This is a genomic window from Candidatus Paceibacterota bacterium (assembly GCA_041663045.1).
Lineage (GTDB): Bacteria > Patescibacteriota > Minisyncoccia > Phycocordibacterales > GWA1-40-21 > Bog-1340.
This window is the reverse complement of the sequence record JBAZRH010000001.1, coordinates 373187-400085: the sequence shown is the minus strand read 5'-3', so window position 1 is coordinate 400085 and position 26899 is coordinate 373187. Positions and strand designations below refer to the sequence as shown.

At 37.9% G+C, this 26899-nt stretch carries 27 protein-coding genes and 6 tRNA genes; 20 read left to right on the top strand and 13 right to left on the bottom strand.

Features of this window, described 5'->3' with window-relative positions:
- The first annotated feature begins 461 nt into the window (after nucleotides 1–461).
- The 3 genes from WC631_02050 (at nucleotide 462) to WC631_02040 (ending at nucleotide 3057) form a co-directional block, all read left to right on the top strand.
- Entirely contained in the window at nucleotides 462–1337 is an 876-nt protein-coding gene (locus tag WC631_02050; protein MFA6227235.1) for a PCRF domain-containing protein, read from the top strand.
- Between the two features lie 102 nt (nucleotides 1338–1439).
- Nucleotides 1440–2120, top strand: coding sequence for a cell division ATP-binding protein FtsE (ftsE, locus tag WC631_02045; protein ID MFA6227234.1), 681 nt, complete (start codon nucleotides 1440–1442; stop codon nucleotides 2118–2120).
- A 10-nt stretch (nucleotides 2121–2130) separates the two neighbouring features.
- Entirely contained in the window at nucleotides 2131–3057 is a 927-nt protein-coding gene (locus tag WC631_02040; GenBank protein MFA6227233.1) for a permease-like cell division protein FtsX, read from the top strand.
- 14 nt (nucleotides 3058–3071) lie between these two features.
- On the opposite strand, the gene WC631_02035 is transcribed toward WC631_02040, so the two are convergent.
- The gene (locus WC631_02035) at nucleotides 3072–4568 is read right to left on the bottom strand and encodes a PEP-utilizing enzyme (GenBank protein MFA6227232.1); all 1497 of its coding nucleotides are present in this window, start codon (nucleotides 4566–4568) and stop codon (nucleotides 3072–3074) included.
- Nucleotides 4569–4717: 149 nt separating this feature from the next.
- Here WC631_02035 and WC631_02030 point away from each other — a divergent pair.
- From WC631_02030 to WC631_02000, 7 genes are all read left to right on the top strand, one after another.
- A tRNA-Gln gene (locus WC631_02030) sits at nucleotides 4718–4788 on the top strand.
- 2 nt (nucleotides 4789–4790) lie between these two features.
- A complete protein-coding gene (locus WC631_02025; protein ID MFA6227231.1) occupies nucleotides 4791–5558 on the top strand; it encodes an endonuclease/exonuclease/phosphatase family protein in 768 nt (255 codons plus the stop codon).
- 36 nt (nucleotides 5559–5594) lie between these two features.
- Nucleotides 5595–6377 (top strand): GAP family protein, encoded by a 783-nt coding sequence (locus WC631_02020; protein MFA6227230.1) that lies wholly within the window; start codon nucleotides 5595–5597, stop codon nucleotides 6375–6377.
- 138 nt (nucleotides 6378–6515) lie between these two features.
- Complete coding sequence (locus WC631_02015; GenBank protein MFA6227229.1) at nucleotides 6516–7010, top strand: hypothetical protein; 495 nt, start codon at nucleotides 6516–6518, stop codon at nucleotides 7008–7010.
- A 4-nt stretch (nucleotides 7011–7014) separates the two neighbouring features.
- Complete coding sequence (locus tag WC631_02010; protein ID MFA6227228.1) at nucleotides 7015–7407, top strand: hypothetical protein; 393 nt, start codon at nucleotides 7015–7017, stop codon at nucleotides 7405–7407.
- Between the two features lie 18 nt (nucleotides 7408–7425).
- Complete coding sequence (locus WC631_02005; GenBank protein MFA6227227.1) at nucleotides 7426–7857, top strand: Gmad2 immunoglobulin-like domain-containing protein; 432 nt, start codon at nucleotides 7426–7428, stop codon at nucleotides 7855–7857.
- 3 nt (nucleotides 7858–7860) lie between these two features.
- Complete coding sequence (locus tag WC631_02000) at nucleotides 7861–9042, top strand: MFS transporter (GenBank protein MFA6227226.1); 1182 nt, start codon at nucleotides 7861–7863, stop codon at nucleotides 9040–9042.
- A 59-nt stretch (nucleotides 9043–9101) separates the two neighbouring features.
- On the opposite strand, the gene WC631_01995 is transcribed toward WC631_02000, so the two are convergent.
- From WC631_01995 to secG, 3 genes are all read right to left on the bottom strand, one after another.
- Complete coding sequence (locus WC631_01995; GenBank protein ID MFA6227225.1) at nucleotides 9102–11120, bottom strand: ribonuclease J; 2019 nt, start codon at nucleotides 11118–11120, stop codon at nucleotides 9102–9104.
- 72 nt (nucleotides 11121–11192) lie between these two features.
- Nucleotides 11193–12947 carry an ABC transporter substrate-binding protein gene (locus WC631_01990; protein ID MFA6227224.1) on the bottom strand — a complete coding sequence of 585 codons (1755 nt, stop codon included), beginning with the start codon at nucleotides 12945–12947 and terminating at the stop codon, nucleotides 11193–11195.
- Nucleotides 12948–13035: 88 nt separating this feature from the next.
- Nucleotides 13036–13272 (bottom strand): preprotein translocase subunit SecG, encoded by a 237-nt coding sequence (secG, locus tag WC631_01985; GenBank protein ID MFA6227223.1) that lies wholly within the window; start codon nucleotides 13270–13272, stop codon nucleotides 13036–13038.
- Nucleotides 13273–13331: 59 nt separating this feature from the next.
- Between secG and WC631_01980 the strand changes: the two genes are divergently transcribed.
- The 8 genes from WC631_01980 to WC631_01945 all read left to right on the top strand — a co-directional run bounded on the left by WC631_01980 (nucleotide 13332) and on the right by WC631_01945 (nucleotide 20875).
- Nucleotides 13332–14873: a PEP-utilizing enzyme gene (locus tag WC631_01980; GenBank protein ID MFA6227222.1), complete on the top strand. Its 1542-nt coding sequence runs from the start codon at nucleotides 13332–13334 to the stop codon at nucleotides 14871–14873.
- A gap of 84 nt (nucleotides 14874–14957) precedes the next feature.
- Entirely contained in the window at nucleotides 14958–15518 is a 561-nt protein-coding gene (locus tag WC631_01975; protein ID MFA6227221.1) for a LemA family protein, read from the top strand.
- A gap of 198 nt (nucleotides 15519–15716) precedes the next feature.
- Nucleotides 15717–16607, top strand: a complete 891-nt coding sequence (locus WC631_01970) for a M48 family metalloprotease (GenBank protein ID MFA6227220.1) — start codon at nucleotides 15717–15719, stop codon at nucleotides 16605–16607.
- A gap of 72 nt (nucleotides 16608–16679) precedes the next feature.
- Nucleotides 16680–16764 (top strand) — tRNA-Ser (locus tag WC631_01965).
- A gap of 23 nt (nucleotides 16765–16787) precedes the next feature.
- Complete coding sequence (locus WC631_01960; GenBank protein MFA6227219.1) at nucleotides 16788–17243, top strand: NADAR family protein; 456 nt, start codon at nucleotides 16788–16790, stop codon at nucleotides 17241–17243.
- A 4-nt stretch (nucleotides 17244–17247) separates the two neighbouring features.
- A complete protein-coding gene (locus WC631_01955; protein MFA6227218.1) occupies nucleotides 17248–17646 on the top strand; it encodes a cupin domain-containing protein in 399 nt (132 codons plus the stop codon).
- A 5-nt stretch (nucleotides 17647–17651) separates the two neighbouring features.
- Nucleotides 17652–18188, top strand: a complete 537-nt coding sequence (locus tag WC631_01950; GenBank protein MFA6227217.1) for a DUF192 domain-containing protein — start codon at nucleotides 17652–17654, stop codon at nucleotides 18186–18188.
- Between the two features lie 383 nt (nucleotides 18189–18571).
- Nucleotides 18572–20875: an ATP cone domain-containing protein gene (locus tag WC631_01945; protein ID MFA6227216.1), complete on the top strand. Its 2304-nt coding sequence runs from the start codon at nucleotides 18572–18574 to the stop codon at nucleotides 20873–20875.
- A 127-nt stretch (nucleotides 20876–21002) separates the two neighbouring features.
- Here WC631_01945 and WC631_01940 read toward each other — a convergent pair whose 3' ends face one another.
- The 9 genes from WC631_01940 to WC631_01900 form a co-directional block, all read right to left on the bottom strand.
- On the bottom strand, nucleotides 21003–21386 hold the full coding sequence (locus WC631_01940; protein MFA6227215.1) for a hypothetical protein: 384 nt from the start codon (nucleotides 21384–21386) through the stop codon (nucleotides 21003–21005).
- 79 nt (nucleotides 21387–21465) lie between these two features.
- Nucleotides 21466–21549: transfer RNA gene (locus WC631_01935), tRNA-Leu, on the bottom strand.
- Nucleotides 21550–21741: 192 nt separating this feature from the next.
- Nucleotides 21742–21814, bottom strand: a tRNA-Lys gene (locus tag WC631_01930).
- Nucleotides 21815–21853: 39 nt separating this feature from the next.
- Entirely contained in the window at nucleotides 21854–22144 is a 291-nt protein-coding gene (locus WC631_01925; GenBank protein MFA6227214.1) for a hypothetical protein, read from the bottom strand.
- Nucleotides 22145–22156: 12 nt separating this feature from the next.
- Nucleotides 22157–22239, bottom strand: a tRNA-Leu gene (locus tag WC631_01920).
- Between the two features lie 42 nt (nucleotides 22240–22281).
- A tRNA-Cys gene (locus tag WC631_01915) sits at nucleotides 22282–22353 on the bottom strand.
- Complete coding sequence (locus WC631_01910) at nucleotides 22354–22680, bottom strand: ribosome-binding factor A (GenBank protein MFA6227213.1); 327 nt, start codon at nucleotides 22678–22680, stop codon at nucleotides 22354–22356. It abuts the tRNA gene before it with no gap.
- A gap of 4 nt (nucleotides 22681–22684) precedes the next feature.
- The gene (gene infB, locus WC631_01905; protein MFA6227212.1) at nucleotides 22685–24199 is read right to left on the bottom strand and encodes a translation initiation factor IF-2; all 1515 of its coding nucleotides are present in this window, start codon (nucleotides 24197–24199) and stop codon (nucleotides 22685–22687) included.
- Nucleotides 24200–24266: 67 nt separating this feature from the next.
- Nucleotides 24267–24728, bottom strand: a complete 462-nt coding sequence (locus WC631_01900; GenBank protein MFA6227211.1) for a DUF4446 family protein — start codon at nucleotides 24726–24728, stop codon at nucleotides 24267–24269.
- Nucleotides 24729–24782: 54 nt separating this feature from the next.
- Between WC631_01900 and WC631_01895 the strand changes: the two genes are divergently transcribed.
- Nucleotides 24783–25976, top strand: coding sequence for a cysteine desulfurase family protein (locus WC631_01895; protein MFA6227210.1), 1194 nt, complete (start codon nucleotides 24783–24785; stop codon nucleotides 25974–25976).
- A gap of 28 nt (nucleotides 25977–26004) precedes the next feature.
- Entirely contained in the window at nucleotides 26005–26886 is an 882-nt protein-coding gene (locus tag WC631_01890; GenBank protein MFA6227209.1) for a serine protease, read from the top strand.
- Nucleotides 26887–26899: the final 13 nt, after the last annotated feature.

Sequence of the window (26899 nt, the reverse complement as noted above, 5' to 3'; positions counted from 1 at the left end):
GTCCATTTGGGTTTCGCGAGACCATGCGTTATTACTGCGGATGACCGGCGTATTCATGTGTTTGGTGCCACCAGTCTCCAATCCATACTGTTTGTTTCCGGCTCACTCTACCTGTTCTTTTTCGGTTGCTTGCCTGTAAGCCTCGTTCCGCTCTGAATATAAGGGAGCTCCTGTTGGTGGTTCCTTGCTCTATACCGCACTCCTCCTTTATCGGATGGACGGAAATTAAACGGCTAATGGCTGGAGAGCTTGCTTGCAAGCGACCGATTTTTGCCACTTCGCATGTTGGGAGTGGCATTTTTTATTGGAATATGATATCTTTTTTGAGCTCACTTGGGGAGCGTGAATAATGTGAAACGCAAAAGCCAGGATTGTAAGGAGCGTTTGCTCCTGAACCCTTTCGGGACAATCCTGAAAAACACTCCCCAGGTGGCTTTTTTATTGTTATACTTAATTTGAAGATGTCTGAAGAAAAGCTCAAAAAGATACTGGAATTAGAAACACTGATGCTATCAGCCGACTTTTGGAATGATAAAGTGAAGGCACAAGCGGTGCTCAAAGAAATTTCCGATTTAAAATCCGAAGTTGCCGGTAAAGATAAATATGATAAAGGCGATGCTATTATGACTATTTTTTCTGGTGCTGGTGGAGACGATGCAGAAGACTTCTCCAGAATTCTTTTTGAAATGTATTGTAAATTTTGTGATAAGAAAAATTGGTCTTATAAGATCCTTGATGAAAGTGAAAATGATCATGGTGGATATAGAAATATAACCTTAGAGATTTCTGGCTCTGGTGTGTACGGTGAGCTTAAGGGCGAATCTGGAGTTCACAGGCTTGTCCGACTCTCTCCTTTCAATGCGAAAAGTTTACGACAAACATCTTTCTCACTTGTCGAAGTCGTGCCGAAGCTAGAAGAAATCAGTAAAATGCAAATCCCGGATAGCGAGTTGAAAATCGAGATTTCAAAAGCCGGAGGTCCAGGTGGACAAAATGTAAATAAAAGGGAAACTGCTGTGAGAATAGTCCATGTGCCGACTGGGATTTCTGTAAGGACGACAAGTGAGCGTTCACAGGCGCAGAATAAAGAAAAAGCTATGCAGATTTTGGCAGGCAAACTCTTTACCAAGAGAGAAGAGGAAAAGAAAGCGAAAGAAAAGGGGCTTTATGTGAGCAAAACCACAGCAATAGAGTGGGGGAATCAGATTCGTTCTTATGTTTTTCATCCGTATAAAATGATAAAAGATCATCGTACCGGTATTGAAACGGGAAATATTGATAAAGTTTTGAATGGCGAATTAGATGAATTTATAGAGGCGGAGAGAAAGCTCGGTTAATTTATAGTATATAATCGCTCGCTATCTATTATTGCGAGCGCGGCGAAGCAATTCAGACACTTTCTTTGCCTTATTTTGGATTATGGTATAATAGAAGGCGAAATGATAGTTTTTGATAAAGTTTCAAAAATATATGCCGATGATTCCGTCGCTCTTGAGGAGGTTACTTTGTCGATAGCACCAAAAGAATTTGTTTCTATTGTAGGCCACTCTGGTGCAGGTAAAACCACCCTTCTGAAAATGCTCATAGCCGAGGATAAGCCATCCAGAGGTTCTGTTTTTTTTGGATCTCTGAATATCCATAAGATGAAAAAAGACGAGATTCATCATTTTAGAAGAAAGATAGGTACTGTTTTCCAAGATTACAGGCTTTTGCCAAATAAAACCGTTTATGAAAATGTAGCTTTTGCAATGGAAGCCTCAAGCAGGACAGATGACGAGATATCTCAAGACGTTCCTCACGTACTTGAACTTGTTGATCTCGGTAAAAAAGCATTCAATTTTCCAGACGAACTTTCTGGTGGGGAAAAGCAGAGAGTGGCGATAGCAAGAGCTATAGTAAATCAGCCGGATATTATTGTTGCAGATGAACCGACAGGCAATCTGGATCCGCTTAATACCCACGAAATTATCCAAATTCTTAAAAAGATAAATGATCTTGGTACTACTGTGATACTTACTACGCACAATAAGGGTGTGATAGATTCTCTTGGTAAAAGAGTTATTAGTATGGACAAAGGGAGAATAGTCAGAGATGATCCCACAGGCAGATACGTGTTATAATACTAAAGATATGCTTTGGATTAATATAAAAAGAGTTTTTAGATCAGGTATAATCAATTTTTTTAGAAATGGTTTTGTTACACTTTCTTCTCTTCTCGTAATGACCATTACTCTGTTCATTATCTCTTCCATGATACTTCTCGGTGGTTTTTTCAAATACACCTTGGATAATATAAAAGCCAAAGTGGATGTAAATGTCTATTTTGTTTTAAATACTACTGAACCCGACATTCTTTCAATACAAAAGTCTCTCGAGGCATTACCAGAGGTAGAGAATGTCATTTATCTGTCGAAAGACGACGCTCTTGCAAACTTTAAAGAGAAACATAAGGCGGACGAACTTACATTACAGGCTCTAAATGAGTTGGGAGAGAATCCTCTTGGGGCGGTGCTCAACATAAAAGCCAAAGACCCTTCTCAATACGAAGGTATAGCAGAATTTTTGAAGGGGAGCAGTGTTCTTTCTAAAGACGGACACAACATAATAGATAAAGTAAATTATCAGCAAAATAAAATAGTGATAGACCGTCTTTCCAGTATTATCTCTTCGGCAAATATTATCGGGATTTGGCTTGCTATTATATTTATAATAATTTCAATACTTATTACATTCAACACTATCCGTCTCACCATCTTTATGGCAAAAGATGAAATATCTGTGATGAGACTTGTTGGTGCATCGAGTAGATATGTGAAGGGGCCGTTTATGGTAAGTGGTATACTTTGTGGGGTGATATCAGCTATTGTTATACTTCTCTTCTTTGCTCTTGCGACTTTCTGGATGAATCATTCGTATTCGCAATATTTTGCCGGTTTCAATATTTTCCAATATTACATTAGCAACTTACTTTGGATAGTTTTTTCCATTCTTGGTTCCGGTGTCGTCTTCGGTTCTATCGCAAGTTACTTAGCAGTGAGGAAGTATTTGAGAGAATAATAAGGGTTATCTAGTTATATAATAATTATATCTCCTGTTTCTGTGTCGATTTCCAGATAATCGCCATCCTTAATCTTGGATGTAGCGTTTTGAACCCCCACAAGACAGGGAATACCAAATTCTCTAGAGACTATAGCTGCGTGAGAGAGAAGCCCTCCAAGTTCTGCAATAATAGCAGAGGACTTTTTCATAGCGGGTAATAAGTCTGGGTATGTTCTCGAAGAAACTAGAATATCTCCGTTTTTTATTTTATCCATATCAGTAACATCTCTAATTATTTTGGCGATTCCTTTTATTTTACCTTTGCTAAAAGCAATTTCTCCTTTTAAGGGTCGTACATCATTTGAGACAATCTCCTTTAGTTTGTCTCGCCACTCCTTTGCTTGTTGCCCAGTATATATATCAATCTGATCATTTTCTAATATGCAAACAAATATCTCTTGGCGTTGTCTTACAATCTCTATATCAGGCTTTGTAGAGTGTAGTAGACAGGATCTTATTTCTTCTGGTAAAAGATATTTTGTCTCGATTTCAGAAAGTCTTATCCTCTTTCCTATCTCGGCATAAATCCTTCGACGATAATAAATAAATTTCATTATCTCATCCACCAATATTCTTCCAAGTTCGCTACTTTCTATTGCAAAATCGATAACTCTTTTTTGTTTAGACGATGCTCTTTGTAAAACAGCCTCTAAGACCTTCTCTCTTTCAGATCTTTTATCTTCTCGATCATATTCTCTCTCAGCAATGACCTTAGATAGCTTGTCTTTAAATTGAAGTAGTACATTTATATCATCTATTACGTTCTGAATAGATTTTGGCTTACTAGCCAAGCTTGCATCAAGCCAATCATATTCATCGAGAATATTTTCTATCTTATTCAATATCTCTTGATCGGCAATTTCATAATCCAGTACATAATTTTTCTTTTCGTTTATCAGCCAAATAGCTAGTCTACTGATTTCCTTCTCGTATTCGATAAGAGGGAAGGATCTTGTGGATCGTAATAGAATTTGACCAATATTATGAGGAGCGAAACCGAGTTCTTTCAAAGTCGATTCAAATCTCTGGTAAATTAAATTTGTTCCATAATTACTTGATGTTATCTCTGCATTTTCTATACCATCTGTCTTTTCAAATTCTAAAATCCAATCTAATTGCTGCATCAGTTCTTTATCAGTAAATACACCAAAATCTATCTTTTTAAATTTATTATTTACTTCCGCAATGTACGCAAGCCATCTTCTAGTTTTTCTCTCCCAAGCAATAAATCTGTCATCATTTTCCAATACATAATCCAGTACCGTCTGCCCAGCCTTGAACCACTTTTCTTTTTCTAGAAAAATATCATAATGCCCCTCACTAAAGACTAGAATCATCGCACCCTGGGTTTTGAGGCCAAACTCCGGCCTCTTTGCTATATTTGTATGACCGAGATTTATATATAAGACGTCCATCGGATACCCCTTTGGAACTCTTTCAAGAAAAAAGAAATCTGCTACATTTTTCATAAGTTTATTATAGCAGAATTAAGAGATGTCAGATATATAATTCTTATATTTAAGTGAAGAGACGACGATATCGTCTAGCGCTAGAAAACGGCGAAAAGCCTATACCCCGGGCTGGATTTTAAAAAGAAAAAAGTATATAGTATGAATATTGCGGGATCGTCTAATGGTAGGACATATGCCTCTGGAGCATAGAATCTTGGTTCGAGTCCAAGCCCCGCAGCTATGAAAATCGTTTCTCTAAATACGTGGGGAGGTTTGGCTGGCAAAGATTTATTATTATCATTTTTTGAAAAATATAGAAACGAGGTTGATATTTTTTGTCTGCAAGAAATCTGGGCCGGTCCATACAAGAAGTTGGATGGACAAGTTGTCGGTGGAAGGAATCTTGAACACGATAAAATAATGATTAATGGTAAGCAGGAAATATCTAGGATTTTACCAAATTATACAGCGTATTTTCGTCCGCATCTTATGGACCACTATGGGCTTTTGATGTTAATAAAGAAAGATCTAGAAGTTCTCGAGGAAGGTGAGGTTTTTGTACATAAGGAAAAGGGTCATATACCAGAAGGTGATGTTGGCCACCATGCTAGAAATATTCAGTATATAAAAATCGATACAGAGAAAGGGTCAAGGACAGTAATAAATTTCCACGGTTTGTGGAATGGCAAAGGAAAGGGCGATAGTGAAGATAGACTTTTACAATCAGATAAAATAGTTGATTTTATTAAAAAGGCTTCTAGTCCTGTGGTTTTGTGTGGGGATTTTAACCTCTTACCTGAAACTGAAAGTCTCAACAAATTTGAGAAGATTGGTTTAAGAAATCTGATTAAAGAAAATAATATAAAATCTACGAGGACAAGTCTTTATACGAAGCCAGAAAAGTATGCCGATTACATTTTTACAAGCAAAGATATAAAGGTTGAAGATTTTAAGGTTTTACCGGAAGAAGTGTCCGATCACAATGCTTTGTTATTGGATTTTGAATAAAATCTTATTAAATTCTTATGCTATAATATCCCCCATATGGAAAAGAGGAAATGGGGGGCGGTGGGGATATTGGTGCTCGCGATTGTTATTTTGATTTTGGCATATTCGGGGTTTTTCCACTTCAGATTACCAGACTTGAGAACATATAATGGATTTTTGCCGGCACTTGTCGGTATTTCTGCAATAGTAGATAGTTTGAATCCTTGCGCATTTTCAGTACTTTTCCTTACAGTCGCTTTTCTCTTTAGTCTCGGCAGAAGCAGGAGAAAAATAGTGGAAGCTGGGCTCGCATATATTTTTGGGATTTTCGCCACTTATGTTTTGATCGGTCTCGGCATACTTCATGTTTTGAGTATTTTGAACATTCCCAATATTATGGCAAAACTCGGAGCTTTAGCAATAATTATTTTCGGAGCGATCGGCCTTATCAATGAATTCTTCCCGAATTTTCCAATCAAGCTGAAGATTCCAGAGATCGGATATAAAAGAATTGCAACGCTTGTAGAAAAAGCGACAATACCGACAGCTCTCATACTCGGATTCGTCGTCGGACTTTTTGAATTCCCATGCACAGGCGGACCATACCTTTTTGTCCTCGGACTTTTGCACGATCAAAACAACGTCTTAAGGGGTTTTTGGTACCTTATCTTCTATAATTTAATGTTTGTACTACCACTTCTTATAGCACTTCTCATAGCTGTAAATAGGCAGGTTTTAGAGGCTATGGATAAGGTGAGAAGGGCAGAAACCAAGCAAGCCAGAGTTTGGGTGGCTATAATAATGATACTTTTGGGTCTATTAATTTTTGTGATACAATAACTTTGTCAGTGAGCTACCGCAAGTAATACTGTTTTCAGAGACTTGGGAGCGCGACTGGCGCGAGCACGAGGAATTTTTTAGCAAAAAAATATCCGTGCTCTGAAAACAGTATTACTTGCGGTAGCTAATCTAAATAAAATGAAAGAATTAAATTACAATGAAGTTTTGAAGAAGATAGAAGAAATGAAAAAGGGGAGGAATTTTGACCTCTCTACTGAAGAAGATCTTGCTATTGCCGTGATGAACTTGATTAGCTTGGAAGAGCATATGTTTTTCACCGGAGCGAAAACAGACAAGCCGGAATATTTTGAAATGCTCAATGAAATCCGCGGAATGCGCACCAAACTTCTCGGTAAAATGATAGACAAGACAGAGGGCGAAACCTGGTGTATTTCAAAGCATTTGCTCGCCACTTGTATGAGACTTTTTGAAGTCGGGACAAAGCTCCAGTCTGACGGGAAAAAAGCAGAAGCCATAGAGACATTTGAACAAGCGCATAAAATGTTCACCATGTTTTTTGCTTTGCGTCTGAAAATTGTGGAAGTTTGTGATATTAAAGATATGGCAAATGAAGAAAAGCCGTGGACAATGAAAGATATAGTCAACAAACTTGTAGATTGTTGTAAGGAATAAAAATATGAATAAAGAAAATAAAATCATAATAGCGGTTGCGATTGTGGTAATAATCCTGATAGCGCTTTTTGCAATATTCAACTTGGCAGGAGGACGCAACGGGAATCAGGCCGTATCGAAAGATAATCTTTTTGAAGGGCAGATGTCACTTGAAAGACTTGCTGAAATTTCTAGCTGCCCCCTGACTGCCGACAAAAACTCTTTTGCTAAATGCCTGACAGATAAGGGTTTTACGATGTACGGAGCAGTTTGGTGCTCGCATTGCACTGCACAAAAAGCTTTGTTTGGCGATTCTTTCAAATATATAAAATATGTAGAATGTCCGGACAATATAAATATTTGTCTTGATAAAGGAGTGCAAGGATATCCGACTTGGATAAGGGAAGTAAAGAACTAAAAACACAAAAAATTAGGTATGAAGAAATCAATTATAGTTTTAATACTGATAATCGTAGTCATAATTTTTATGGCATTAATTTTTGATTGGGGTAGAAGGGAAGTAGTAGCTCCAAGTATAAATTCAGAATTGCCTATACAAGTTGTAATGCCGAAGGACAATCAAGAGGTAAAAAGCCCGATAAAGATTTCTGGAAAGGCTAGGGGGACATGGTTTTTTGAGGGTTCATTCCCAATAGATCTAGTAGATTCAAATGGCAATACGATCGCCTCCGGCATAGCCACTTCTTCTGAAAATTGGATGACAGAAGATTTTATAAATTTCTCAGCCGAGATTTCTTATGAGAAGGCAACAAACACAAAACGTGTGTTACTTGTATTAAAAAAAGACAATCCTTCAGACAACCCCGATCTAGATCAGAACATCTTTATCCCAGTTATTTTGAAATAATCTATGTCAGTAATACAAAAAGCAGTACCCAATTTCAGAAGATCATCGCTCCTAGTCTTATATATCGTCGGTTTTATTTTTGCTTTAAGAACGGCCTTACCGTCATATGTAAATTCAAGCTTTTTGAGCCAAATAACAGCTGAAAAGCTGGTCGGTATAATCTATGCCATAGCCTCTATTTTGACCATTATTGGCTTTTTCGCCATACCATGGATATTGTCGCGACTTGGTAATTATAGGACCGTTATAGGCCTTTCGGCCATCAATACTGCTGTTTTGGCGGTGCTTGCACTAGCCAATAATCCACTTGTCCTTCTTGTCGCCTTCTTAATCGCTTATGTTGTGACCATACTGATCGGATATTGTTTTGATGTCTTCGTGGAACATTATTCCAGAAATGTTGAGACCGGAAGAATCAGAAGCTTTTACCTTACTTCTATAAACATAGCGTGGATATTCGCTCCGCTTGCCTCGGCATATCTTTCCGGTGAGAATTCTTTTCAAAAAGTGTTTTTGATTTCTGCTTTTATAATGGCTATTGTCGTCCTAGTGGCGACGCTTAGCTTGCGAGATTTCAAGGATACAAGATATAAACATTTTAAACTCCTGGATACCGTAAAAGAAATTGCTGACAATAAAAATATTCGCTCTATCACGATGGCGAATCTACTTTTACATATATTTTATTCTTGGATGATTATTTATACTCCGATATATTTGAATCAATATCTTGGCTTCAGTTGGCAACAGATTGGTGTGGCTTTTACCATAATGCTCGTGCCGTTTATTCTTGTGCAAGTGCCACTTGGCTGGCTTGCCGACAAAAAACTTGGAGAAAAAGAGCTTCTCTGTGTCGGGTTTTTGATAATGGCGATCTCTACATGCGTTTTGACTTTTATGTCAGCGAAAAGTTTCTTACTTTGGGGAGTAATGCTTTTTATCACAAGAGTTGGTGCTGCAGTGATCGAGATAATGACCGAAACTTATTTCTTTAAGAAGATAAATACAGAAAATACAAATCTGATAAGTGTCTTTAGAATGACATCACCGATAGCTTATGTTATTGGACCGCTTCTTGCGACTTGGTTCTTGAGCTATTTTGGAATGAATTATATGTTTGTGGCTCTTGGGGTGATAATGCTTTTAGGTATCAAATATAGCTTGGCGATAGAGGATACGAGATAAAACCCACAAAACAAAAGGCAGGACGCCGTAGGCGTCCTGCCTTTTGTTTTGTGGGTTTTCTATACCCCAATTATTACTGGTATTACCATTGGTTTTTTTGCTGTCTGCTGGAAAAGATATCTGCTGATATTATCTGTAACCTGATCCTTAATATAATCAAAGTTAATCGGATTACCATGAGCATTTTCTTCAACTGTCTTTTTAATCAAGAATCTGGCGTGCTTGAGTAAATCTTGTGATTCTCTCAAGTACACGAAGCCTCTGGAGATAATATCTGGAGATTTACGGAGTTTTCCTGTGGCTGTGTCTACGCTTGCAATGATTACAAACATTCCATCTTGGGCAAGCATTTGCCTGTCGCGAATGACAACCTCCTGAACATCTCCAATGGAGAATCCATCTACCATAACAATCCCAGCAGGAGCCTTTTCCTTCAATACCCTTATTTTTGTCCCACCATCGGTGATTTCCACAATACTGCCATTGTCAGGCACCACAATATTTTCTCTTGGCGTCCCTACAGAAGCAGAAAGTTCGGCATGCATTTTGAGCATGAAATGATGTCCGTGTACTGGCATGAAGAATTTATATTTGATTTGCTTGTGTATCCACTCAAGCTCGGCTCTTTTGCCGTGTCCTCCGGCGTGTACGTCCGTGTCATAGTAGGTGATTATTTTTGAATCGTGTCTGAATAGATTGTCCTTAAGTGAGGTAACAGCCATTTCATTACCGGGCACTATAGAAGAAGATAATATTATGGTATCGGTTTTGTTGAGCTTGATATATTTATGAGTATTGTTTGACATTCTCATAAGTGCTGCAAACTCTTCACCTTGAGCGCCTGTCGCTAGGAACATAAGTTTATGTGGCGGATAATTTTGTATATCTTCTACATTGATTATATGTTTTGTATCGGCGAGTTTAAGGAATTTGATAACCTCGACATTGTTTTTCATACTACGGCCTTCGATTACAACTTTCTTCCCGTGTCTCTCGGCCATATTTATAAATTCAATAACTCTTTCTACCTGTGAAGCAAAAGTGGCGATAATAATTCTCCCTGTAACATTTTTAACAATCTCTTCTATGTTTTTTATAACCTTATCTTCCGATATAGTCCATCCGGGTTTCTCTATACCTGTCGAATCCATAGTTAGCAAGAGTACTTTTCTGTTTTTAAAGAAAGCATATTGTTCAAATTCTTTTTCTGCTACCACTCCGTTTTCATTGTCTACTCTTACATCTCCTGTGTTTACAATATCTCCATACGGAGTCTCGATGATTACACCAGTTGAATCTGGAATCGAATGAGTAATACCAAAGAATTTTATCCTAAGATCTTTTGTAATAGGGAAGAAGTCTGTGTTTTTGTCTATTATTTTAATATTCAGCGCCGGCAGATGAGGAAATTCATCCATTCTCTTCTTGATAAGCAGAGCACCGAACTCTCTCGTGTATATAGGAGGATTTCCAAGTGATTCTATAATATAAGGAATACCTCCAATATGATCCAAATGTCCGTGAGTAATCACAAGGCCCTTTATTTTACCTTTCCTGGCCTCGAGATATTTTGTATTTGGCAACATATAGTCTATACCAGGAGTGTCTTCTGTTTTAAATTGAATTCCGGCGTCTATTACTATTATTTCGTCCTTGTATTCTATAACAGTCATATTTTTGCCGATTTCTTCCACGCCTCCAAGGGGGACTATTCTTATATCTCCGTCTTTGAGCGGTGGTATGACATGATCAAACTTTTTGCTTCCGTCTGAAGTAACCTTTCTCATTATCCCGTTTTTCTTTTGATCTCTGTTTCTACCATAAGAATGCCCACCTCTGCTAGTTCGTGAGTGCTTATTATGATTACTAACACTTGCGTGTCTAGGACCAGCATTTGTCACATGGGGTTTTCTGACAAATACCACACCTTTTTTCTCTGTGGGTTTAGTTAGACTTTCTCCTCCAGCTATATAGGGAGTGGATGCCGGTTTTATATTCGTGCGAGCTACAAAGCCAGTCCCCGCCACAAAAGGCGTGCTGGATTTTCTTACATAGTTTTTATTTTCTTCTTTGTTCATGTTAAATTAGCTAATAATAAATAATAATTTTATAAAAATGGAGTCTTTAATTTGGGAAGATTTTTCGTCTTTTTACTCAAATATTTTCCAGATTTTATTTGTTTCTATATACCAACTATTGATATTTAAAAATCTCTCAAAAGGCAAGGTGACAAGTCCGAGCGAATTGTCTTTTACTTTTCCTGGGGCTATATATATAAATTCAGGGGAGTACAAAAATATCGCTGGTATATCTTTCGAGATCTCTACTTCGAAAGTTTTATAGTCTTTGTTTCGTACTTCTGGGTCGAGAGTTTTTCTAGCTTCTTCAAGAAGACTGTCTACTTTGCTATTTGTGTACATTGCTACATTGATACCAGGATCATTTCTTTGAGAAGAATGCCAAAAAGCGAAGAAATCCATATCTCTACCTACCGCTTCACCATAAAGTAATGCTTCAAATTTTCTTGGCCTTATAATATTTTGCTGGAGATCACCGAGTTCAAATTGTTTTATATCTACTTTGGCTCCAAGTTTTTCCCAGCCTTCTTTTATTATTTCTGATGCTTTCACTAAATCTGGAGAATTAAGCGTAGATATAGAAATTATAAGCTGGAGAGTCTTCTTTTTATCTATCTTTTTCTCTAAAATCCCAGTCTCGGTATTTTTCTTCCAGCCTGCTTTAGCCAGCGTACTTGAAGCAGTATCAAAATCCACACCGATTGCGGGTTGATTACCTCCGTCTATAAGACCCTTAGGTATTGGACCAAAGAGGGCTTGCCCATAACCATTTAAAACCTCATCTACAATCTTTTGTCTGTCTACTGTTATATTTAGAGCCTGACGGACCTCTTTATTTGACAACACTTCCGACTGATTTTGATTGAAAAAGACAGCAAAAACTCTTGGGAGAGGTGAAATCTCTACATTTGCATTGGTCTGTCTTTTAATATTTGTCATCTTGTCAGGGGAAACAGAATTTATCGCTTCCACATCGCCGTTGTTGTATGCGTCTATAAGAGATTTTTCATCTCTATAGAAATTTATTATGAGTTTATCTATAAAAGGCTTACCCAAAGCATAATTCTTAAAAGGTGTAAACTCATAATATGTCGGCACGAGTAACATATTTTTTTGCAATGTCTGCATTTTACTTACCTTGTATGGCCCAGAACCTACTGGTTCTACATTGTATTGGCTAAGGGGGAACTGATCAGCATCTAAGTTACCCCAAAGATGTTTTGGTAAGATACCTACAGTAAGATTCTCTAAGAAAGGAGAGTATGGTTTCTTGAGAGTGAATTTTATCTGATTGTCAGCAATCTTTTCTATCTTTATATCGTAAAAATTTGGCCTCTTAGGACTCTTTATCAAGCTGTCCTGGATTGTCTTTATAGTAAACTCTACATCATCAGCCGTGACTTTTATACCATCTTGGAAATATACGTCATCTCTTAAAGTAAATGTGTACTCGAGTCCATCGCTAGAAACTTCATATCCTTTTGCAAGGTCTGTTCTTAGCCCATCATTTGGATCTGCTTTCAAAAGACCAGAATATACCAAGGTTGTGAGATCTTTATCTACGTCTGATACAGCAAGTACTGGATTTACAAATCTCGGAGATCCTACAATACCTTCTTTTAAGTATCCTCCATTTGCTGGAACGTCTATCGTGAGACCATCGTTAGCTTGTTTGAGTATTATGAGGCTAGATGTTATAAAAATAGTGACCAATGTAAAAAAGAAAACCTTTTCAGCTATACTAAAAGACTGAAGCGTTTTAGAAACAACACTGTCTCCTGGGAGAGCCCATTTTTTATTTAGGATTTTTTTTATTTTTTCTTTCACTTAACTGAATTAAATAACTAGTATCAAATATTTTCCAAATTATATCAAAACGAAGGAGAGAAGACAAACCTTCTTTTATGGTGCGTGATTATCTGAGGAATAACGCTGAAAGAGAGGCTATAGCAAAAAGAATACCAACGATTATTGTTGCATTGAACAAGAATTTTTCAAAACCTCTTCTTGTGTGATGTGCAGAATTCCAATTATCTCCACCTCCGAAAGAGCCACCGACACCAGCTTCTGATCTTTGCATCAAAACAAGGGCGATGATTAATATCGCCAAGATGATTTGTATATAAGGTAAAGCTGAAATCAAAGCTGTCATTACTGGGACATTATAGCAGAATCGATAAAAAAGGCAAATCTTTTATTTAGTTTGCTCCTATGATAAAATCAATTGGAAATATGAAGGATTTTGAACTAGTAGAATACATAAGAGGGGGAGCGACATTTGTTCAGTGTGCCGAACCTTCTCGGGCTTTTGTAACCGGGGTCAAAAAATATTTTTCCAGGGGAATTAACTATCTAGTCATTTATTTTAGTGGCGATACTTTGTATTGGTATTATGAAAAGAAAGATTTGTATAAAGAAGGAAAGATAGTAGCCAATAAATTATTGAGTTCCAAAAGTTTTGAAAATAGATTCTTTAAAGTTTTGGATAAGAAAACAAAAGAAATTCTTGATTTTATTAAAAAGAACAATTCTGCAGAAATTAGAATAATTAATAATTCAAGTGTTGCGAAGGTCTATGAGAAATACTCAAAAATGCTTTTTGATTGGTATAGTTTAACAATGACAATTGATGGAACCGATGAATTTTTGATGGTTGAAGTAACAGAAAGAATTAAAAAACCCCTAAAAGACAAATTAAATAAAGCGTATAGCGAGAAAGAATTTTTGAGAGTATATAATATTTTGACAATATCAGGATATCTTTCCTATTTAAACGACGAGAAAAGATTAATTCTTGAGCTTATGGAGGATGTTGATGAAAAGAAAATCACAGAAAAATCAGATAAATTTAACAAGCGTATTGGGGAAATAGTGAAGAGGTTCTGGTGGGCAGAACTTGGTTGGAAAAAATCAAAAGGTAGAGATGACAAGGATATCATTAAGATTTATGATGGGTTCAGAAAAATTAAATTAGATCCAAATACTGAACTGAAAAAGATGGATGAATATGTAGAAAAAACCTCTTATCAGAAAAATCAAATCAACAAAGAATACCCGTTTCTAAAAAAAGACAAGAAACTATTAAAGTTTCTAGAACTCTCAAATAAATTAGTCAAATACCATGACATAAGAAAAGAAGTGCAGATGAAAGGGAATTATTGGAGTTATCAAGTGTTCAGTGAGATTTCTAAAAAAATAAACATAGAGGAAGAACTTCTTGGATGGTGTGAAGCGAGTGAAGTGTCTGATATTCTAAATGGGAAAAAGTTTGATAGGAATGAATTGAAGAATAGATCATCGAATTTTATTTATATTTACCAAAATGGTAAAGGGCTTAAACTTAGTGGCGGGGATGCAAAAAAGAAATATGAAGAAATAATGGGCTCGATGGATCAAACAACGGGCGATTTGCAGGGACTTGGAGCATCTCCTGGAAAGGTTACTGGGCATGCTTTTGTGGCAAGGACTTCACAAGATGCTTTGAAGATTGAAGCCGGACAAATTTTAGTGACTGGTATGACAACACCTGATTTCGTCCCCGCAATGAATAAAGCTGTTGCTATTGTAACCGATGAAGGAGGAATTACGTGCCACGCCGCTATAATTTGTAGAGAATTAAAGATTCCATGCATAGTTGGGGCTAAATATGCGACAAGAATAATAAAAACTGGTGATACTATAGAAGTATTAGCTAATCATGGGGTAGTAAAAATATTAAAGAAAAAACAAATCGACACTACCTCTGTTAATTAAAAAATATGCTTTCCTTTTCATTTTGTGGTATAATAGCAGGGAGCAAGGTATTTTGCCTTTGCTTTTAATTTAAATCTAAACAATATGACAGGATATATAATAGTTGGTATTTTAGTAGTTTTGATAGTCTGGGCGATTTTTGCCTATAACAAATTTATCACTCTTATAAACAGAGCCAAAGAAGCATGGTCTGATATAGATGTTCAGCTAAAAAGGAGATACGATCTTATTCCAAACCTTGTAAATACTGTGAAGGGCTATGCTGCGCATGAGACATCCACTTTCGACAATGTTACAAAAGCCAGAGCTGCAGCTATGGGTGCACAGAATATAGTGGACAAAGGGAAGGCAGAAAATATGCTTGCCAGTGCTTTGAAAAGCGTCTTTGCTGTCGCCGAGGCATATCCAGATCTAAAGGCCAATCAGAACTTCCTTTCTCTTCAGAGTGAACTTACAGATACAGAAGACAAAATCCAGTCCGCAAGAAGGTTCTACAATGGCAATGTCAGAGACTTGAATATCGCGATAGATTCTTTCCCAAGCAATCTAATCGGTAAACTATTTCACTTTGTGAAGATGGAGCTATTTGCTCTAGATGAAGCAGAAGCCACCGCCGCAAAGCAACCGGTAGAGGTGAAATTTTAGAAAATAACGAGCGAAGCGACTATATTTTCTTAAACCCCGTATAAATTTTATCGTTTGCTACTTATTTAGCGTTAATATAGAATTAATATCTATTTTGGAAACGCAAACTGCGTGGCCGAATAGGCCGTCCTTTTATAGGCGAAGCGGTTTGCCCCTAATTAATAAATAAAATTTATTCTGGGGTTCTATACAATAATTATGGCCACCCTTTACACCCAACAATCTAAAAATGTCGCGAGGACGTGGTTTTTGATGGCCGTGTTTTTGGTGATTATTGTGGCGATAGGGTATTTTATAAGCTATTACTATAATAATCCTGGAATTTTATATTTTGCGATTATTTTCAGTATTGTAATGAATGTTTTGAGTTATTGGTATTCGGATAAGATTGCACTTTCGGTATCGGGAGCAAAACCGGCGACACATGAAGAATATCCGGAGCTATATCACACAGTCGAGAATCTTTCTATCACAGCTGGGCTTCCGATGCCAAGAGTTTATATTATAAATGATAGTGCACCAAATGCTTTTGCAACAGGAAGAGACAAAGAACATTCTGCCGTGGCGGTGACATCGGGGCTTTTGCAGATTTTGGACAAGTCTGAACTTCAGGGAGTGATAGCTCATGAGCTTTCGCATATTGGAAATAGAGATATTTTACTTTCTACTGTCGTGGTGGTGCTTGTCGGCTTTATCTCACTTCTTGCAAATATGTTTCTGAGAGGAGGTATGGGTAGGGGGAATAGAGACAGTGGAAAAGGCGGAGGAGTGCTCATGATTATCGGAATTATTTTTATAATTCTCTCACCAGTTATCGCCCAGCTTATTCAACTCGCTATTTCAAGAAAAAGAGAATTCCTCGCCGATGCTTCCGGAGCGCTTCTTACAAGGTATCCAGAAGGCCTTGCTTCAGCTTTGCAAAAAATATCTGCCTACAGTGCGCCGATGAAGACGGCAAATTCTGCAACAGCACACCTTTTTATCGCAAATCCTTTTGGTGGGGCAGGCAGGAGAATCTCCAATCTTTTCAGCACACATCCACCAGTAGAAGCGAGAGTGAAAGCACTTACAGGAATGAATATTGAATAAAAATTGAAAGGGCGTCCGCCTGAGGCGGACGCCCTTTCAATTTTGTCTTTTTTCATTTATTATAGCTTCTACGGAGACGTCGCATAGTGGTCTAGTGCGCTCGCTTGGAAAGCGAGTGGGGTGAAAGCTCCCGCGAGTTCGAATCTCGCCGTCTCCGCAGAAGGTGTTATAATAAAAAGTATGAGTAAGGTTGTGCCATTAGAAATATTTTATATATATTTTTCACCTTATACTTCTCATGCGATTGAAGTTGGTGGAATTTTGTATCCAACAGTAGAACATGCTTATCAGTGTATGAGATACACAGATAAAAATATCATAGAAGAGATTAAGAGTACTCACAGTCCGGTAAAAGCATGGGAAGTTTCTACTAAATATAAAGAACTTCAAATCCCAGAGTTCAAGAAGGAAGAATATAAAAGAGAAGTGATGAAGAAATTGATGAGACTTAAAGCCCTCCAACACGAGGAAGTGCGTAAGGCGTTATTCAATACAAATGATCAGAAAATTGTAAAACATATTGTAACTTATCCACCCGGAGATGGTTTTTGGGATGATGGTGAAAATGGTAAGGGGCGAAATGAGGTAGGTAAGATTTGGATGGAAATTCGTGAAGAGTTATTAGCTAATAAATAAAAATATGAAAGGATTTTGTAAAAATATTGAAAAGGAGACCTTGGGGAATAAGAATTTCAGAAAAGTACTTTACACTGGCAAGCATAGCCAGCTCGTCTTGATGAGCTTGAAACCGAAAGAGGAGATTGGAATGGAAACTCACACTGACAACGATCAATTTTTCCGTATTGAGAAAGGGCAAGGCAGATGTATTATCGACGGCAACGAATATGCTTTATCAGACGGCTTTGCGATAGTCGTCCCTGCGGGAGCGAAACATAATATTATAAATATTTCAGCCACAGAAGATTTGAAACTTTATACTATCTATTCACCAGCGCATCACAAAGACGGCGTCGTGCGTGCGACGAAGGCGGAGGCAGAAGCCGACGGACCAGAGTTTGATGGAGTGACTACAGAATAGACATTATGAAAACTTTTTTAAAGATTCTTATCTGGATACTAATCATTTTAATCCTTGTATTAATAGTCAGGGGTTTTTCTGGCGATGAGGATCTTTGGATTTGTAAAGACGGACAATGGGAGCGACATGGAAATCCGACATTAGAGAAGCCGACCACTCCGTGTATCAAATACGACAAGGCACAAATCGAAATCGGAGGGAAAATAATAGAAGTAGATGTTTCTGATACAGATTATAAAAGAGAAGTCGGGCTTTCTGGTAGAAATCTGCTTTCAGATGACACAGGAATGCTCTTTATTTTTGAAAAAGAGGGGAATTACGGTTTCTGGATGAAGGATATGAATTTTCCGATAGATATTGTGTGGATCAATACAGATTTTTCTGTCATTGGTATTGAAAAAAGTGTCGCTATTAGTACATATCCGAAGGCCTTTGGACAAGATTATTTTGCCAAATATGTCTTAGAGCTTCCGTCAGGCTTTTCTGATAAAAATAGTTTGATGGTGGGAAACAAAATTTCTATTTTGGAAATAAGTAGATAGGGACTAATCAACTCATGCTGTTCTGGTGGGAACAAGCCCCAATTGGAAATCTTATAAACAAAGAAAACAAATAATATTGAAATCACTCGTGATACTCCATTATCTATTTTTGATTTATTGTGGATTTCCAACGGGGTAAATGGGAAATGGGGTGTGGATAGGGGCGTTTTTTATTTTTTATGCAAAAAATAAAAAACGCCCCAGCTATTTCTCTAGAATATTTTTTGAAAATCACTTGATTTATAGGCATCTTACAACGATGAGCTTTACACCGTCTTTTTTTTGATTTCTTTTTCGTAAAAAAGTTGTTTTTGTATTTTCTTTGCTCGTTTTTGGTGTAAAATTACTCTACATTATTAATTAGATAAAATTTTATAAATCGTATGGTCAAAACAGGAAGCGGGAGAGCTCACCTAATCAAGAGCGTAGAAAAAAGAGATGGTTCAGTTGTGCCTTTTGAATTGTCAAAGATAACAATCGCAATAAATAAAGCGATGACTGTTGTCGGAGAAGGTTCAATAGAAGAAGCAGAGCTCGTCGCGAACAAAGTTTTGGCTGAACTTGTAAAAATCGCTAAAAAGTTTAAGGATTTTCTGCCGGATATTGAAGGTATTCAAGATATTGTGGAAAGAGAGCTTATTTTAAGCGAATATGTTAAGTCCGCAAAGGAATATATTATCTATAGACAAGAGAGGAACAAGCTAAGAGAGGTTGGAATTCAAGTCCCTCCACATGTAAAAAAGCTTACCGAAGATAGCAAGAAATATTTTAGCAATCCTCTTGGAGAGTTTGTCTATTACAGAACATATGCTCGATGGATACCTGCAGAGCAAAGACGCGAGACATGGATCGAGACCGTAGATCGATATATGGATTTCATGAAAAAGAATCTCGGCAAGAAACTTAAAGACGATGAATACAAAGAAGTTCGCCAAACGATTTTGAAACAAGAGGCGATGCCCTCGATGCGACTTTTGCAGTTTGCAGGTCAGGCAGCCGAGAAGACAAATGTCTGTGCATACAACTGTTCATACATCGCTCCAACGAAGTGGCAGGATTTTGCAGAGATCATGTATATCTCTATGTGTGGTACTGGATGCGGTTGGTCTGCTGAAAGCCAAAATATTCAACAACTTCCTCAAATTAAATTCCAAACAGGCAAAAAGCTTCCGACTTTTGTAATACCAGACAGCAAAGAAGGGTGGTGTGACGCACTTACAATCGGTCTTACCACTTGGGCAGACGGAATGGATATTGAATTCGATTTCTCACAGCTTCGCCCTGCCGGAGCAAGGTTAAAGATCATGGGTGGCAAATCATCTGGCCCTGAGCCATTGAAGAATCTTCTAATCTTCGCAAAGAGGAAGCTTTTGAATCGACAAGGAAGGCGTCTAGAAAATATCGATGCGCACGATATTATGTGTATGATCGGTCAGATCGTCGTCTCAGGAGGTGTCAGGAGAAGCGCGATGATATCACTATCAGATTTGGATGATGAAAAGATTCGCGATGCGAAAAAGGGTCAATTTTATCTCACAGAAGGTCAAAGATCACTCGCCAACAATTCTGCTGTATATTTACAAAAGCCAAAAGAAGAGGAATTCCTCGATGAATGGATTGCCCTTATGAAATCAGGCTCTGGAGAGAGGGGAATATTCAACCGCGGAGGTTTACCTACAACAACTCCGGCTAGAAGATTAAAAGTTTGGAAGGAGGAAGGTCTTTTTGACGGCACAAACCTGACAGGTAAGAGGCTTATCGGTACGAATCCTTGCGGAGAGATTATCTTGCAGTCAAAACAATTCTGTAACCTTACAAATGTTATTGCAAGAGAAGGCGATACAGAAGCGTCACTTTTGAGGAAAATAAGAATAGCTACGATTATCGGTACATATCAAGCCTCTCTTACGAATTTTGGCTATCTTTCAAAAGAATGGAAAGAAAATTGTGAGAGGGAGAGACTTCTCGGTATTGGACTTGCCGGTCAATGGGATTGCGAGCTTGTCAGGACTCCAAAAATGCTTGAAAAGATGAAGAATGAATCGATAAAGGTAAATAAAGTGTATGCAAAAAGATTCGGTATTGCAGAATCGACAGCTACTACTTGTGTAAAGCCAGACGGGAATTCTTCGCAAACATTCAACTTCTCATCTGGTATGCACCCTCGCTATGCTCCATATTATATCCGCAGAGTCCGTATCTCGGCTACAGACTCACTCTTCAAAATGCTTCGTGATCAGGGTGTGACGCATTTCCCAGAAGTCGGTCAGACAAAAGAAAAAGCAGATACTTTTGTATTTGAATTCCCGGTGAAATCTCCGAAAGGATCTACATTTAGAAATGATCAGACAGCCATACAACAGCTAGAGCATTGGAAAATGGTCAAGACATACTATACAGAACACAATCCATCGGTAACTATTTCTATCGGCGATGGAGAATGGATCGAAGTTGCCCAGTGGCTTTATAGGAATTGGGATATGATTGGCGGACTTTCATTCTTACCACGAGATAATCATGTGTATCAGCTTGCTCCTTATGAGGAGATAGATGAAAAGAGATATAAAGAAATGCTTAAGAATTTTGAGCATATAGACTATTCGAAAATTATTACTTATGAAAAGATAGACGAGACAGATGTAAAGAAAGAGCTCGCTTGCGCGGGCGGGGTGTGCGAGATAATGTAGGTAAATATAAGAATCATTCGAATAATAAAAATAAATTCAAAAGGCGTTTTGCGAAGCAAACCGCCTTTTGAGTAATAAAAGATCGCTAGTGTTTAAACAACACTAGCGATCTTGGTCGAAAGATGTCTTACCAGGCAAGTTCGGCAGCCTTTTTCTGCCAATCTTCGATGAGTTCTTTTGCTTCGGCGAGTTTTTTCTTCGCTTGCTCAAGTTCATCGACAATCTTCTTCTTGCTTGGACGGACTTTCTTCAGGGCTTCTTCGGCTTTCCAGACCCGTTGTTCCAAGTCAGCAATGCGCTGATCTACAACCAACTCGTAGTCCTCTTTCCCACCGAGTTTTTGACCATCCAATGGGTTGCCAGGGCATTGTCCGAATGGGTTTATCCCCACCGGACCGCCAGAACGACTTGGTCCCATCCAGCAACCACACTTGTGTTCGCAATCAGATGTCCCACCATGATCTGCATATTTATGCGGACCGTATTTTTTATCTCCATGTCCATTAGGCATAATCTGCCCCTTTCTTTTTATCTTACAATCCCATTTCAAATACTATTCTTTTAACAAAAATAGTCAAGATACTTTTTTGTGGGCGAGAGAGGACTTGAACCTCCATGATATTACTATCGTCAGCTCCTAAGGCTGATGCGTCTGCCAATTTCGCCACTCGCCCAATATTATTTGCCCAGTAGGGTATCGACCATTACATGGTCAGTACACTCATTCTCTTATTATGTGGTCACAAATAATTTTCTCGCCGTCGCTCGAAAATTTTCGCGACCCCGCCTCATTACTTTTTCCTGCTAGAAAAAATAATTCCGGCTCGCACAATTTTTAAAACGGCTCCCAGCAGTTTTAAAAATTGTGCGCCCAGTAGGGATCGAACCTACGACCTTATCCTTAAGAGGGATCTGCTCTACCAGCTGAGCTATGGGCGCATGCATAGTAAAATACCAGAAAATCTTTATAAAATCAAATTATTTTCTAGATTTTTTAAGGCCAGAGTCTATGAGTTTATCCTGTAGAATCTCTTTTTCTTCTTTAGTTAAGACCGTCATCACTATATCCAAATCACTATAATTATGTTCGATAATTGCTTGGGCTACTTCCAACCTATCCCTTTCTGGTAATTTATTGAGATCCTTTATGTGAATTGTACCAAGTCCGTATTCTATAAGTTTAAGAAGAACTTCTCTTCTTTCATTCATTGGGACATCGTCCAGATTTTCACTCGCCCTTTCTTGTTGCCTTGAATTAAATTTCTCCATATCTTTATTTTGTGCTCGGGGTGGGAATCGAACCCACATCTACATAGTAGACAACATTTTAAGTGTTGCGCGTATACCTATTCCGCCACCCGAGCATTTTTTAATTCTGATAGAAAATTACTCACGTAATTTTCTTGAGGCCTAGGGCGGAATCGAACCGCCGTATGTTGATTTTGCAGATCAACGCCTTACCACTTGGCGACTAGGCCTTATTTTATATTTCTTGAAATTTCGTCGATTCTTTGTCTGTGTTTTTCACCAAGATCTATTTCAAAATCGAAAGTTGGGATTCTGCCTAATCTTGTATTGTTTTTGACATAATCTCTAAATTCAGTCCTCTTCCTTTTTGAAAATTCAAGCACGGCTTCCTGTTTGTCTTCGGGGAATACCGTAAAAAAGATATTAACATATTTTTCATCTTTTGACATTCTTACATCGGTAATCGTCATCAAAGAAGCACCATTTGACTCCTTTTGCATAAACTCTGCCGCGGCAAGCTTGATTATTTTTATTATTTTTTCATTTCTTGAATCCATATTGTCATTTTTCTACTACAGTAAATATTTCCAATCTATCTCCTGGGGCAGGGGAAATATCTGATTGAAACTGACATCCAAACTCTACTCCCTCATGCACCTCACCGACCTTCTCTTTCTCTTGCTGAATCTCCTTTATTTTACCCCTACCGATTTCAATGTCTTTTCTCATTATCTTGGCTTCTTGCCCAACCTTCACAGTGCCAGATTCTACTCTTCCACCGATAATATGCTTATCTTTCATCGAACTGAAAGCTTTTAATACTTTTACTTTTGCACTGGTCTCTTCCACCATTTCCTTTGGAGTCTTTTTTGAAACTATTTCCCCGAGCCATTCTCCGATTTTGTATATGATATCAAATGTCTTTACTTCTATTCCTGATCTTTCTGCTAGATCTTTCGCGGTGTCGTCTATACTTACGGCAAAGCCGACTATCATCGCAGGGTTCCTACCAGAAGCAAGTTTTACATCATTTTCTGTAATGTCTCCGATTCCGGAGCCGACTATTTTTATCTTCACTTTCTCACTTTTTATTTTCTTGATTTCATGCTCTATCGCATCTATAGCCCCGGCAACTTCGGCTTTTATCATTACTCGTACAGATATTTCGTTTGGATCTTCTGTCGAGTCGACTATTTTTGTTGGAGCTTTTCTTACGTTTTCCAAATATTCTGCCACTTTATCTTCCGCATCTTTTTTGTCTTTGAAACTTGTGAAAGTTGCTCCAGCTCTTGGTAGCTTATCAAAGCCGACGATTCTCAGAGGAGAGGAAAAAGTCGCTTCCATGATTTTTTTACCGAGAAAACTTTCCATTATTCTTGTCGGTGCCATTCTGTCTCCGGAGACGATATACATTCCGTTCTTTAGAGAACCATCTTTGATTACTATAACGGCAGTCATCCCTTTTTTCTTATCCAGATGAGATTCAACGACGATTCCGCTTGCCGGTTTTGAAATATCTCCCTTAAGCTCAGCCATTTCGGCGACAAGAAGCATCATGTCCAAGAGCTCACCCACACCTTGCCCTGTTTTTGCTGAAATCGGTACAAAAGGTACGTTTCCTCCATAGCCCTCGATATAGATTTCATTTTCTACAAGTGAATTTTTTGTCTTTTCTACATTTGCATCCGGCCTGTCTATTTTATTTATCGCTACTATATAAGGTATTTTACTTTCATTGATACATTTCAATGCCTCAAGGGTTTGTTTTTTGACGCCTTCTTCAGCGGAGACGACGAGCACCGCAATATCAGCTATGCTTGATCCGCATGTTCTCATAGCTCCAAAAGCTTCATGCCCAGGTGTATCCAAAAAGGTTATCCTTTCTTCTTTGCCTTCTGGTGTCTTGTGCACGACTTCATAAGCGGATATTCTCTGGGTAATACCCCCAGCTTCTGTGTCTACTATATTTGTCTTTCTAATATAATCGAGGAGTGTAGATTTCCCATGGTCAATATGCCCCATTATACAGACAACGGGGGAGCGCTTTATTATGCTGTTTTTCTTATTTTTATCCATATTTGACAATAAAAAAACCCAAACCGACCATATAGTTTTAGCATGTTATTGAATAAAAAACCACCCTTTATATAATACTTTCTCTGGCTTTCTGCAGGGCCTGTTTTTCTTCAGTGGTAAGCTCATACTCTGATACCAAGTTTTTTATGGATTTTGAGAAAATACTTACATGATCTCTTGAGTATAGGCTTGATAATATAACCCCATCTCCTTCTTTATTTAATAATGCAGTAGCAAAGCTTTGATTGCCTCCCGAACCAGTACCTTTGAAAGGATTGAAGCGGATAGTTCCTAAGCCGGAAACTGTCTTCTTTAACTTTTTCTCAATAATATCAAAATTGTCAGCTGACCTTTCAGCGTATTTCTTAAGATAAGAAATCTCTTTTTTGAAAAGAGAAATCGTGTCGTCTAGATTATTACACTTGCTTCCCAAGAGTTTGCCGATTTTCACTTCCAGTCGGATAATCCAAAGCAGAAGGATGAAAATTATAATTCCCGCACCAGCTATTATATACATTTCAAAAGTCATATGGTTAATTATATCAACTTTTACTTATTTTGCAAAAAATGATAACTTGATATTGTGAGAAAGATATATTTAGACAATGCGGCGACCACGCCGGTGGGCAGAGAGGTTGTTTTGGCGATGAAGAAGTATTGGAGAAAAGATTTTGGAAATCCAAGTTCAATACATTCGCTTGGTGTGTCAACCCAAAAAGCAGTAGAAAAAGCAAGAGGAGAAATTGCTGGTTTTTTGAATGCACATGCGAGGGAAATAATCTTTACTTCCGGCGGAACAGAGGCGAATAATTTAGCTATTTTTGGCACAGTAAAGAAATTATTAAAATCAGGGAAGAAGCCCGAAGAAATACATGCTATAACGACAAAAATAGAGCACAGTTCAATACTTGAGTGTTTTAAAGAAATTGAGGAGATGGGAGTTAAGGTGGATTATCTAGAAGTTTCTTCAGAGGGGCTTGTTGATCCTAAAGATTTGAGAGAATTGATAAAGAAAGAGACGGCGATAATTTCGATAGGATATGCAAATGGTGAAATAGGAACGGTGCAACCAGTGAAAGAAATTATAAAAGAGATTCGTCATGCGAGGAAAGAATTTGGTAGAGAGAGAGTGGACTATCCATATTTTCACACAGATGCTTCGCAAGCGGTGCAATATTTGAACACAAATGTAGAAGAGCTTGGTGTGGATTTGATGACTTTGGATGCGCAGAAAATGTATGGACCGAAAGGCATCGGCGCACTTTTTGTAAAAGATAATGTAAATATTTCGCCGATTGTTTTGGGAGGAGGACAAGAGGACGGGATGAGGGCCGGTACAGAAAACGTCCCACTTATTGTTGGCTTTGCAAAAGCTTTTGAAATATCGGAAAGGATTAAAGAGAAAGAAGTGAATAGATTGGCGGAATTGAGAGATGGATTTTTTGACGAAGTCAAAAAATCCACTTCATCTGTAGTAATCAATGGCCACTTGGAAAACATGCTTCCAAATAATATAAACATTTCAATACCAGATAAGGACGGAGAATTTATAGTTCTTCAGCTTGATGAAGCGGGGATTATAGCTTCTTCAGCAAGTGCTTGTACTTCTGGTTCAGGAGAATCTTATGTTGTGCGGGAAATTTCAAGTGTTTCAGGCGCGAGCCTGGAGGAAGTAGACACTCGTGCTAAATCCACCATCCGATTTTCTCTTGGTAGGGATATAAAAAGACGTCACATAAGATATCTTTTAAAAGTCTTGTTTAAAATTTGCAAATAGTTTGTTTTTGCCTTATTATTGAGTCGATATGGAGCATCTAAACAAACAACAACTTATCCTTCTTGCCCTTCTTGTGAGTTTTGTGACCTCAATCGCCACGGGTATTGTTACGGTTGCTCTTATGAATCAAGCCCCACAAGGTTTTATCCAGACAATTAATAGGGTGGTAGAGAGAACTGTAGAAAGAGTTGTTCCTTCGGAGCCAATAAATAATACTCAGACGATAGTTAAAGAAACAGTCGTTGTTACGTCCGATGATATGATAGTTAGTGCAATAGATAAAAATTCTAATAGCGTCCTTCGAATCTATAGAACAAATTCAGATCCAGCCGCTGATTCAAATTCTATGGTATTTGTCGGACTTGGACTTGTTGTTTCTGACGATGGCATAATAGCGACAGACAATAGTGTGGTTTCTACAGATGGAAGGTATTTTGTAAACTTATCAGACAAGAAACTTTATAATCTAAGTATTCTTAGAGCGAAGCAGGGTGAACAAATTGCCTTATTAAAAATTCCAGCTGACAATAAAAATCCAGCGACTCTTCCTAAGGCTGTGTTGTTATCAAACAATGATATTAAACTTGGGCAAACCGTAGTATATATAGGGGGGGAATCAAAGAATCTTGTTTCTACAGGTATCATCTCAAGTCTTGCCACAAAGAGTATTAAGGATGATACAACATCAGACACCTCAAGCTCTACACCCACAGAAATAATTTCTTCCATAGAGACGAATATAAATTCCGGAAGCTTTATGTCCGGGGCACCACTCGTGAATCTTTCTGGCGAAATTGTAGCTATAAAAGCCACTTTTATGGATAGTGCAAGAACAGACTTATTTGTCCCTTCAAAAGCTATTAGTGATGCTCTTGCTAGTTTGGCAGCAGAACAGAAGAAAGTCCAATAATTTTGACTTTTCT

What these genes read in the sequence shown, in the direction of transcription:
- WC631_02050 (MFA6227235.1), top strand. Translation starts at nt 462, where the DNA reads ATGTCTGAAGAAAAGCTCAAAAAGATACTGGAATTAGAAACACTGATG.
- ftsE (MFA6227234.1), top strand. Translation starts at nt 1,440, where the DNA reads ATGATAGTTTTTGATAAAGTTTCAAAAATATATGCCGATGATTCCGTC.
- WC631_02040 (MFA6227233.1), top strand. Translation starts at nt 2,131, where the DNA reads ATGCTTTGGATTAATATAAAAAGAGTTTTTAGATCAGGTATAATCAAT.
- WC631_02035 (MFA6227232.1), bottom strand. Translation starts at nt 4,568, where the DNA reads ATGAAAAATGTAGCAGATTTCTTTTTTCTTGAAAGAGTTCCAAAGGGG.
- WC631_02025 (MFA6227231.1), top strand. Translation starts at nt 4,791, where the DNA reads ATGAAAATCGTTTCTCTAAATACGTGGGGAGGTTTGGCTGGCAAAGAT.
- WC631_02020 (MFA6227230.1), top strand. Translation starts at nt 5,595, where the DNA reads ATGGAAAAGAGGAAATGGGGGGCGGTGGGGATATTGGTGCTCGCGATT.
- WC631_02015 (MFA6227229.1), top strand. Translation starts at nt 6,516, where the DNA reads ATGAAAGAATTAAATTACAATGAAGTTTTGAAGAAGATAGAAGAAATG.
- WC631_02010 (MFA6227228.1), top strand. Translation starts at nt 7,015, where the DNA reads ATGAATAAAGAAAATAAAATCATAATAGCGGTTGCGATTGTGGTAATA.
- WC631_02005 (MFA6227227.1), top strand. Translation starts at nt 7,426, where the DNA reads ATGAAGAAATCAATTATAGTTTTAATACTGATAATCGTAGTCATAATT.
- WC631_02000 (MFA6227226.1), top strand. Translation starts at nt 7,861, where the DNA reads ATGTCAGTAATACAAAAAGCAGTACCCAATTTCAGAAGATCATCGCTC.
- WC631_01995 (MFA6227225.1), bottom strand. Translation starts at nt 11,120, where the DNA reads ATGAACAAAGAAGAAAATAAAAACTATGTAAGAAAATCCAGCACGCCT.
- secG (MFA6227223.1), bottom strand. Translation starts at nt 13,272, where the DNA reads ATGACAGCTTTGATTTCAGCTTTACCTTATATACAAATCATCTTGGCG.
- WC631_01980 (MFA6227222.1), top strand. Translation starts at nt 13,332, where the DNA reads ATGATAAAATCAATTGGAAATATGAAGGATTTTGAACTAGTAGAATAC.
- WC631_01975 (MFA6227221.1), top strand. Translation starts at nt 14,958, where the DNA reads ATGACAGGATATATAATAGTTGGTATTTTAGTAGTTTTGATAGTCTGG.
- WC631_01970 (MFA6227220.1), top strand. Translation starts at nt 15,717, where the DNA reads ATGGCCACCCTTTACACCCAACAATCTAAAAATGTCGCGAGGACGTGG.
- WC631_01960 (MFA6227219.1), top strand. Translation starts at nt 16,788, where the DNA reads ATGAGTAAGGTTGTGCCATTAGAAATATTTTATATATATTTTTCACCT.
- WC631_01955 (MFA6227218.1), top strand. Translation starts at nt 17,248, where the DNA reads ATGAAAGGATTTTGTAAAAATATTGAAAAGGAGACCTTGGGGAATAAG.
- WC631_01950 (MFA6227217.1), top strand. Translation starts at nt 17,652, where the DNA reads ATGAAAACTTTTTTAAAGATTCTTATCTGGATACTAATCATTTTAATC.
- WC631_01945 (MFA6227216.1), top strand. Translation starts at nt 18,572, where the DNA reads ATGGTCAAAACAGGAAGCGGGAGAGCTCACCTAATCAAGAGCGTAGAA.
- WC631_01940 (MFA6227215.1), bottom strand. Translation starts at nt 21,386, where the DNA reads ATGCCTAATGGACATGGAGATAAAAAATACGGTCCGCATAAATATGCA.
- WC631_01925 (MFA6227214.1), bottom strand. Translation starts at nt 22,144, where the DNA reads ATGGAGAAATTTAATTCAAGGCAACAAGAAAGGGCGAGTGAAAATCTG.
- WC631_01910 (MFA6227213.1), bottom strand. Translation starts at nt 22,680, where the DNA reads ATGGATTCAAGAAATGAAAAAATAATAAAAATAATCAAGCTTGCCGCG.
- infB (MFA6227212.1), bottom strand. Translation starts at nt 24,199, where the DNA reads ATGGATAAAAATAAGAAAAACAGCATAATAAAGCGCTCCCCCGTTGTC.
- WC631_01900 (MFA6227211.1), bottom strand. Translation starts at nt 24,728, where the DNA reads ATGACTTTTGAAATGTATATAATAGCTGGTGCGGGAATTATAATTTTC.
- WC631_01890 (MFA6227209.1), top strand. Translation starts at nt 26,005, where the DNA reads ATGGAGCATCTAAACAAACAACAACTTATCCTTCTTGCCCTTCTTGTG.